At 74.0% G+C, this 8,446-nt stretch carries 8 protein-coding genes; 5 read left to right on the top strand and 3 right to left on the bottom strand.

What is annotated here, in order from left to right:
* Together EF903_RS23750 and EF903_RS23755 are read left to right on the top strand one after the other, a co-directional pair.
* Positions 1-1,260 (top strand): FAD-dependent monooxygenase (locus EF903_RS23750; RefSeq protein WP_125546351.1); only part of this gene is annotated, 1,260 nt, incomplete at its 5' end.
* Positions 1,261-1,421: 161 nt separating this feature from the next.
* Positions 1,422-2,117 (top strand): thioredoxin domain-containing protein, encoded by a 696-nt coding sequence (locus EF903_RS23755; protein WP_185902788.1) that lies wholly within the window; start codon positions 1,422-1,424, stop codon positions 2,115-2,117.
* A 37-nt stretch (positions 2,118-2,154) separates the two neighbouring features.
* Here EF903_RS23755 and EF903_RS23760 read toward each other — a convergent pair whose 3' ends face one another.
* Together EF903_RS23760 and EF903_RS23765 are read right to left on the bottom strand one after the other, a co-directional pair.
* Entirely contained in the window at positions 2,155-2,472 is a 318-nt protein-coding gene (locus EF903_RS23760; RefSeq protein WP_125546355.1) for a PRC-barrel domain containing protein, read from the bottom strand.
* 111 nt (positions 2,473-2,583) lie between these two features.
* On the bottom strand, positions 2,584-3,744 hold the full coding sequence (locus EF903_RS23765) for an alkaline phosphatase PhoX (RefSeq protein WP_125546357.1): 1,161 nt from the start codon (positions 3,742-3,744) through the stop codon (positions 2,584-2,586).
* A gap of 292 nt (positions 3,745-4,036) precedes the next feature.
* On the opposite strand from EF903_RS23765, the gene EF903_RS23770 reads away from it, so the two are divergent.
* Positions 4,037-5,899, top strand: a complete 1,863-nt coding sequence (locus EF903_RS23770) for a serine/threonine-protein kinase (RefSeq protein WP_125546359.1) — start codon at positions 4,037-4,039, stop codon at positions 5,897-5,899.
* An 82-nt stretch (positions 5,900-5,981) separates the two neighbouring features.
* Here EF903_RS23770 and EF903_RS23775 read toward each other — a convergent pair whose 3' ends face one another.
* On the bottom strand, positions 5,982-6,428 hold the full coding sequence (locus EF903_RS23775) for a hypothetical protein (protein WP_125546361.1): 447 nt from the start codon (positions 6,426-6,428) through the stop codon (positions 5,982-5,984).
* 454 nt (positions 6,429-6,882) lie between these two features.
* Here EF903_RS23775 and EF903_RS23780 point away from each other — a divergent pair, with 454 nt between their 5' ends.
* Both EF903_RS23780 and EF903_RS23785 read left to right on the top strand, forming a co-directional pair.
* On the top strand, positions 6,883-7,896 hold the full coding sequence (locus EF903_RS23780; RefSeq protein WP_260615834.1) for a terpene synthase family protein: 1,014 nt from the start codon (positions 6,883-6,885) through the stop codon (positions 7,894-7,896).
* Between the two features lie 14 nt (positions 7,897-7,910).
* Positions 7,911-8,426, top strand: a complete 516-nt coding sequence (locus EF903_RS23785) for a cytochrome P450 (protein ID WP_260615835.1) — start codon at positions 7,911-7,913, stop codon at positions 8,424-8,426.
* Positions 8,427-8,446 lie beyond the last annotated feature (20 nt).

Genomic DNA, 8,446 nt, shown 5'->3' on the forward strand with positions numbered 1-8,446 from the left:
CCCGTGGGGATGGCCTGGAGGGAGGGGGTGCGGCTGGGCGAGCACCGCATGTTCGAGGAGGTCGCGCCCACCGAGCAGGAGCCGTTCGCGGAGCCGTGGCTGGTCCCGCAGTGGGCGACCCAGGAAGTCCTGCTGGCCCGGCTGCAGGAGCTGGGCGGCGGGGTCTCCTTCGGGACCGCGCTGGCCGGACTGGCACAGGACGGTGAGGGGGTGACCGCGGAGCTGGCAGGCGGCGGGGCGCCGCGGACCGTGCGCGTGCGCTACGCGGTCGGCGCCGACGGCGGCCGCTCCACGGTCCGCAGGCTCATGGGCATCCGGATGACCGGGGAGCGCGTCGATCCCGTACCCCTGGTCGTCGCCGACGTCTCGATTGACTCGCTGGACCGCGACAACTGGCACATGTTCCCGCCCGCCGAGGACGGCAGCCGGGGGTTCGCCGCCCTGTGCCCCCTCCCCCACACCGGGCTGTTCCAGTTCGTGGGCCAGTACCGCGGAGGCCGGGCCGAGCCCGCGGAGGACGAGGTCCGCGCCCTGATAGCCGGCCTCACGCACATAAGCGCCGAGGACGTCGGCGAGGTCCGCTGGGCTTCGGATTTCACGGTCAGCGCCGCTCTGGCCGACCGCTTCCGCGAGGGCCGGGTGTTCCTCGCCGGGGACGCCGCCCACATCCACTCACCCGCGGGCGGGCAGGGGCTGAACACCAGCGTGCAGGACGCCTACAACCTGGGCTGGAAGCTGGCCGCGGTCCTGGGCGACGGCGCCCCGGAGACCCTGCTCGACACGTACGAGCAGGAGCGCCGGCCGCAGGCTGCCGAGATGCTCGGCCTGTCGACCCGGATCCACCGCGGCCGGGACCGCCGCGGCGCGGCCACCCGGCAGCTGGGCATACACCTGCGGGAGTCGCCGCTCAGCCGGGAGACCCGGACCGGGCTGCCGGAGGGCGCCCTCGTCGCGGGCGACCGCGCGCCCGACGGGCGGCGCGACGGCATCCGCCTCTTCGACCTCTTCCGGGGCCCGCACTTCACCCTGCTCGCCGTCGGCACCGACCTGCCCGAGGAACCGCCCCCGCTGCCGCACCTGCGGACGGCCCGCATCGCCCCCTACGCGGCCTACGGCCGGGGACTGTTCCTCATACGCCCCGACGGCCACATCGCCTGGGCGGGCCGCTCCGCGGCGGACGCCGAAGACCTCACCGACTGGGCGGCGCGGGTCGCGACGCCCACCGGCCGCACCACCGCACCGGCACCGGCCTGGCCCTGAACACGCCCGCGGGCTGTACAGGCGCCCCCCTGCCCCTGCCGCTGCCGCTGTCGCGGCCTGACGGGAGCCGCCGCGCGGAGGCGCGTCGGGTGGACCCCGGGCGCGGCAGGCCGGTGGGGGGTGCGTACGCTTCCCCCTTTGGATCAGGGGAGGGGATGTTCGTGCAGGTCAGCAGACGTTCGGTGCTTGCCGCGGCGGGAGCGGCCGTCATCGTGCCGGCCGCCGCAGGGTGCCTGCCCGCGCGGTGGGACGGCCGGGCGGACGAGGGGTACACCGGGCCGGTGGCCGCGGCGCTCGGCGCGGAAGGGCACACGGTGGTCGTGGGAGACCCGGCGGCGCCGTTGACCGTCCGCGTCTACGAGGATCCGAGCTGCCCCGGATGCGCCGAGTTCCAGACGGAGGGGAGCGGGCCGCGGCTGCGCCGCATGGCCGCCGAAGGCGACGTCCAGGTGCACTACGTCCTGGGATCGTTCCTGGGGAACGGGTCCAAGCGGGCGGTCAACGCGCTGCGGGCCTCCCTGGACAGGGGGAAGTTCGCCGAGCTGCACGAGGTGCTCCACCGCGGTCAGGCTGCGGCGAAGAGGCGCGGCGGGTTCACCGGCAACACGCTGCTTGCCCTGTCCTCGTCCGTGGACGGCCTGCGCGACGCCGCCTTCGACGAGGCAGTGCTCACGGGCAGGCACCGGGACTTCGTGGAGGCGGCCGACCGCGCCGTGAGCACTTCGTGGATCAAGGCCACCCCGGCCCTGGAGGTCGACGGGCGGCCGGTGGGCAAGGGCGACCAGGACGTCCTCGACGACCCGGACGCCCTGGCGCGCTACCTGCGGCGGGCACGGCAGCGGTCGGCACGGGGCTGAGTGCGGGGGCAGGCAGCCTGCCCGGCGCCTCCCGCCCTCAGGTGTGGCCGTCCGCGTAGTAGCGCTCGATGACCTGGAGGAGGGCCACGTCGTCCTCGTACCGGCCGCTCTCGAACTCGGGTGAATGCCTGACCTGGTCCCGGGAGGCCGACAGGTGGACCGTCTCGTTCTCCTCGTCGACGCGGGCGACGAGGGAGGCGGGCACCACCACGTGCCGGCCGAAGATCCACGGCCCGGTGTCCACCACGATGAACTGCCGGCCCACGTACTCGCTGTGCCTGTCGATCTTGCCGATGTGGCCGTCGGAGGCGTCGACCCGGAATCCGACGAACCCGGCCATGTCCATGCCGGCCATGGGGCATCCCCTTCCTGCGCGTCCTCGGCTGGCGGCGCCTACCCCGGGCCGGGCCCGGCATGCCCCCGAGGGGCCTGGCGGGCACCGGCCGGGCGGGCGCGGGCCGGACGGTCAGGTGCGGAAGGGGCCGGTGACCTCGTAGGTGATGCCGCCGGAGGAGCTGCCGGTCGTGCCGCGCTGGCTGGAGAAGTACAGGCGGTTGCCGGCCGGCGAGAAGGCGGGGCCGCAGATCTCGGACGAGGACTGGCCGGTGATCCGCAGGAACGGCGCGACCACGTCGTCGGGGGTGATCACGCAGATCTCCATGCTCCCGCCGTCCTCGGCGACGTACAGGTCGCCGAAGGAGGAGCCCGTGACGTTGTCCACGCCGGTCAGCGGGGCACCGCCGCCGACCACGAGGGAGTCGTCGTAGGCCAGCTCGTAGGTGTTCGAGGAGAGGTTGAGCTGCCAGACCCGGTTGTCGCCCTTGGTGGTGAACCAGACCGTGTCGTTGGCGTAGTGGCAGCCCTCGCCGCCGTTGAAGCGCTTGGCACCCGACACCTGGTTGCGGGTCGCGGTCGGCGAGCCGTCCGGGTCCGGGACGTTCTGCCAGGTGAAGGAGCCGGAGGTACCCGAGCCGGCCTTGAGCACCTGGAGGGTGCCGGAGGAGAGGTTGCCCCAGGTGGCGGGCAGGAAGCGGTAGAAGCAGCCGTCCGACTCGTCCTCCGTCAGGTACACCGCCCGGCGGACGGGGTCCGCTGCCGCCGCCTCGTGCTTGAACCGGCCCATCGCGGGGCGCTGGACGGCCGCGTTCACGCCCCACGGGTCGGCCTCGTACACGTAGCCGAGGCTGACCTCCTCACAGGAGAGCCAGGTGTTCCACGGCGTCTTTCCTCCCGCGCAGTTCTGTCGGGTGCCGGAGAGGATCCGGTAGGCGGAGGTGATGGAGCCGGAGGAGTCGAAGCGGACCGCGCCGGCCCCGCCCGAGGGGTTGACCTCCGAGTTGGAGACGTAGATCCAGCCGGCGCCGTCGGCGTAACAGGCACCTCCGTCGGGCGCGTTGTGCCAGGTGTAGGAGGTACCGGGGACGGTCTGCCCCGACCGGGCGATGACCCGGCTCGTGAAACCGGCGGGCAGCATGATGCCGTTGGCGTCGGCCGCGCCGAGCGCCCCGTAGGGGCCGGCGCCCGGCTGGGCCGGGGCCGCGTACGCGGCGCCGCGCATGAGCGTGCCGCCGAAGGCCGCGGCGGAGGTGCCGACGACGGCGCCGCGCAGGAAGGTACGACGTTCCACGGTCACTCCTCGGGGAGGGGGTCGCCCCGGGCCCGGGCGGGTCGGGGACTGGGGAGCGGTGAGCGGGGTGGCGTCGAGGAAGTTAGGGGCCGTGTGTGGCAGGCACGCCAACGCAGGGTGACGCAGGGGCGGCAGCTGCCGGACTCCCCGGCGTCGCACGGCGCCCACCCTACCGATCCACCTGTCAGATACATGTCATTACATTGGCCGTCTCGGCATCCCGCGCCCCCGGCCCGACTCGGATAGGGTGCGGTGCGCATCGAACGTGCAGGGACTTGGGAGCAGCAAGGTGATGAACGGTCAGCATCCGCACGGGGGCGGCGGCGAGGAAGGCACCGGCAAGCCGGTGCACTTCGAGCCGCTGGGACCGGATGACCCCGCCACCGTCGCGGGATACCGCATCGCGGCCCGGCTCGGCGCCGGCGGCATGGGGAAGGTGTACCTGTCGCACACGCCGGGCGGCCGCCCGGTCGCGGTCAAGGTGATCCGGCCCGAGTTCGCCGAAGACCCGGAGTTCCGGCGGCGTTTCGCGCAGGAGATCCGCTCCGCGCAGCGCGTGCAGGGGCTGTTCACCGCTCCCGTCATCGACGCCGACACCGACGGCCCGCACCCCTGGCTGGCCACCGCCTACGTGCCCGGCCCCTCCCTGGCGGCCGCCGTGTCCGCGCACGGCGCGCTGCCCGTCGAGACGGTGCTGCTGCTGGTCGCCGGCATCGCGGAGGCGCTCCAGGTCATCCACGGCGCCGGCATCGTGCACCGGGACCTGAAGCCGTCGAACGTGCTGCTGGCCGCCGACGGCCCGCGCGTCATCGACTTCGGCATCGCCCACGCCGCGGACGCGACCTCCCTCACCGGCAGCGGAGTCGCCGTCGGCACGCCCGCCTTCATGGCGCCGGAGCAGGCGGCGGGCCGCGGAGTCGGCCCGGCCACCGACATCTTCGCGCTCGGGCAGGTCGCCGCGTACGCCGCCGCCGGCGCGCCGGCGTTCGGGGAGGGAGCCTCCCACGGGGTGCTGTACCGGATCGTCCACGAGGAGCCGGACCTCTCCGGGGTACCGCAGCGGCTGTCCGAGCTCGTCACCCGCTGCTTGGCCAAGGACCCGGCCGACCGGCCGACCGTGGCGGAGGTCATCGCCCTGTGCCAGTCCGCGAACGACGCCACCACGCTGCGCCGGGCCGAGGACTGGCTGCCCCCGGCGGTCACCGCGGAGATCACCGCGCGTTCCGCCGCCCCGGCCGCCGCACCCGCCACGCCCGCCACGGCGCCGGCGACCACGCCGGCCGCCCCGGCGCACCCGCCGACGGCCCCGGCCGGCGTGGCCCACCAGCCGACCGCCCCGGGCGGTGTGGCCCACCAGCCGACCTCCCCAGCGGGCGCCCCGTACACGCCGCCGCCTGCGGCCGCGCCGCAGCACGCCCCCGCGGTTCCCCCGGCCCTCCCGCCGCAGCACGGGTACCAGCCGGCCGGGCCCTACACGGCGCCGCAGTTCGCCCCCGCGGCGCACCCGCATCCCGCGCACACCGGGCAGTTCCAGGTCCCGGCGGCGCCCGGCGCGCAGCGCAAGCCGCGCGGCGCCGTCCTGGCGGTCCTGGCCATCGGCTTCGCCGTGGCCGTCAGCGCCGTCGGCTACAACGTGATCAAGGGGAAGGACGAAGGGTCCCAGGCCACCGGCAGCAGCGCCGGGGCCGGCGGCAGCGGCATCGGCGGCAGCGCGGGATCGGCGGCCAAGCCGTCCGGCGCCGCGCCCCGCCCCGACCCGCAGCCCGCCGACTACAAGGGCATCAACCTCGTGGCCGGCTACCACCTGACCCTGGGCGACGAGAACCTCCGCCCGCAGAAGGGCGAGGACGGCGGCTACGAGCTCTCGTACGACACCGGCAGCTACCTCGACGCGGAGGCCCAGGGCGGATCGCTCGTCCTGCTCGACCCCGGCCAGGAGGGGTCGCTCGCCACCTGCCGAGCCGAGACCCGGTTCACGCAGAACGTGAAGATCAACCAACTGGGCTCGGGCCGGCAGGTCTGCGTGACCACCGGCACCGGCCACCTCGGCCTGGTCACGGTGCGGGGCATCTCCCCGGAGGACTCGCCGAGCAAGTACCTCACCCTCGACGTCACCGTCTGGCGCAACGCGGCGGCAGGCTCCAACTCCCGCTGACCGCAGGCCCGTACGACAGCGCACGGAGGGCCGGACCGCACCGCGTCCCGGCCCTCCCGTTTCCGACGCACACTCAACCGCGCTACCGCGGGGACGGATGCGCCCGGCCCGGCAGGCCGCTTGCCGCTCCTGCGGCGCCGTTCGGCTCCGCGCCGACGCGCAGGCGTCCGCCCGGGTGCGCGGCCGCGGCCGCGGCGTCGAGGGCCGCCCAACCCTTCTCCCCGTCCGGCGTGCCCAGTTCGACGAGCCGGTGGTCGGCTCGTCCGGTGATCATCACCGCCAGCAGTGCCACGTACTCGCGCCGCAGGTCGGGCGGTAGTCCCCTGCCGGCCGGCACCTCCAGCAGCGGCCGCGGGCCGGCGTCCAAGAGGGAGCAGGTGGCCTGGACGGCGCGGATGAGCGCCTCGAACCGCGCGCCGCCGAGGCGGCCTTGCAGGTCTTGGAGGTAGGAGCCGAGTACGTCGCCCCCGGGGCCTTCGGGCGCCGGATCGTACGGGTCGTACGGATCGGACGGACGGTGCTCGGTCACTTCCCCACCCTTCCCGGGCGGGTCCCGCCCGCCCGCAAGTCTAGGCCGAACGCCCTTGCCCCCAGGCGCTCTTCGGCCACAATCCCGCGCTCACGACCGCTCGTGCGCCCCGGCGCGCGCCGTCCCGCCGGTCCCGTGGACCGTGCAACCGGCCGTGACTATGCCGCCCACATATTTGAGGTGAACACCTCGTGGCGTTTTTGGGATCAATTCACCATCTTCCCGCGGCCTACATTGACACTCCGCGCCCTTCTGGGGGTTAATTGCTTTACGGATGGCCGGAACCAGTCGCCGTGCGGCCGGTTCCTCCCCACTGACACCACCCTGACCCCGTGACGATTCTTCATGAGGGAGGAACGTTCCAGGTCGTGACGCCCGGGCAACCGACCGGGCGACCATCGGTGAATCAGACGTCTTTGGGGGGAGCCAAATGCCGCCGCTGCAGAATTTCTCCGTGCCGGATTTCCACCTGCCATTCGGCAACGCGAAGCACCCGCTGGCCGCGCGGGCAAACGCGGAATCCACCTCGTGGGTGGTCCGCCACGAACTCGTCACGACTGCCGTCGACCAGTTCGCCGGCATCGGCTGCGGCCATCTCGCCGGCCGGGTCAGCGGGGACGCGCCCTATGAGCGGGTCCTGCTGCTCGCCCAGTGGATGGCCTGGTCGTTCGTCCTCGACGACCAGCACGACCACCTCATCAGGAAGGGCGAAGTCGCCGCCTGGCGGCCCGTGGTCGGCGCCATCACCGAGTACCTCGACACGGGCCGCATCAGCAGCCCCGACCTCGCCCGCAACCCGCTGGTGAGCGGCTTCGCCGAACTCTGCGACCGCATCCTGGCGGGACTGTCCCCGGACGCCGCAACCCGCTACCGCACCCACGTCCGGCTCGTCCTGGCCTCGCTGGACCAGGAGGCCGGCAACCGGGGCGGCAGCGGCCGGCCGACCGTCGAGGAGTACATCCACCTGCGCCGCCACAGCTCGCAGATCCTGCCCATGATGGACATGGTGGAGGCCGGCCTCGGCCTCGACCTGCCGCAGCGCGTCCACGAGATGCGCGAGCTCCGGCAGCTCGTCGCGAGCGTCCTCGACGTCATCTCCTGGGGCAACGACGTGTTCTCCCTGCCGAAGGAGCACTCCTGCGGCGACACCAACAACCTCGTCTCCCTGGTCGCGGCCTGGGAGGGACGCTCCCTGCCCGACGCCGTCCGCGCCGTCGAGCAGCGCATCCAGGTCCGCATAGAGGAGTACCTGGCCTGCCGCGGCCGCCTCTTCGAGGTGCTCGACGCCGACCCCGCGACCGACGCCGGCCTCAGGGAAGCCGTGGCGAGGTACGTGCACAGCTGCGAAGACTGGATGATCGGCGCCGATCTGTGGCAGCGTTACGAGTGCACGCGGTACCGCGACGAACGCTTCGCGGCCGGGCTGGAGTCTGCCTACACCCGTCCGGACCTGGTATCGGTGGCATGACAGGGGGTCGGGCCATGGCACACGCGGGACTGGAAGCCACCGGGGTCCAGGCCCCGGTCGCACCGGGGCGGTTACCCCTCCTCGGCCACGCCGTCTCCCTGTGGCGGGAGCCCATCGCCTTCCTGGAGTCCCTCCGGGACCACGGCGAGGTGGTCCGCCTCGACATCGGCACCTGGCCCGTCCACCTCCTGACCAGCCCCGAGCTGGTCCACGAGGTGCTGGTCGCCAGGGCCGAGCGGTTCGGCCGCGGCCGCATCTTCGACCGGCTGAAGCCCGTGTTCGGCAACGGCATCGTGACGACGGACGGCGCATTCCACCGCAACCAGCGGCGGATGATCCAGCCCGCCTTCCACCGCAACCACATCGCCCGGGCCCGCCTCGCGGAGGCCCGGCAGGCCCTGGACGCGCTGGAGGGAGCCCTGTCCGGGGCCGCTGCGCCGCCGGCGGCGGTGCGGTCCGGTCCGCCGTCCCCGGCGGGCGCCCCTGCCCAGGCCGAACTGGCGGCGGCGGCCGGGCGGCCGCCCGCCTGACCCCCCGCCCCGCCTGACTC

The sequence above is a fragment of the Streptomyces sp. WAC05292 genome (assembly GCF_003949955.1).
GTDB classification, from domain to species: Bacteria; Actinomycetota; Actinomycetes; order Streptomycetales; family Streptomycetaceae; genus Streptomyces; species Streptomyces globosus.

Coding starts and splice junctions, on each gene's coding strand:
- EF903_RS23760 (WP_125546355.1), bottom strand. CDS start 2,472: ATGGCCGGCATGGACATGGCCGGGTTCGTCGGATTCCGGGTCGACGCC.
- EF903_RS23770 (WP_125546359.1), top strand. CDS start 4,037: ATGAACGGTCAGCATCCGCACGGGGGCGGCGGCGAGGAAGGCACCGGC.
- EF903_RS23785 (WP_260615835.1), top strand. CDS start 7,911: ATGGCACACGCGGGACTGGAAGCCACCGGGGTCCAGGCCCCGGTCGCA.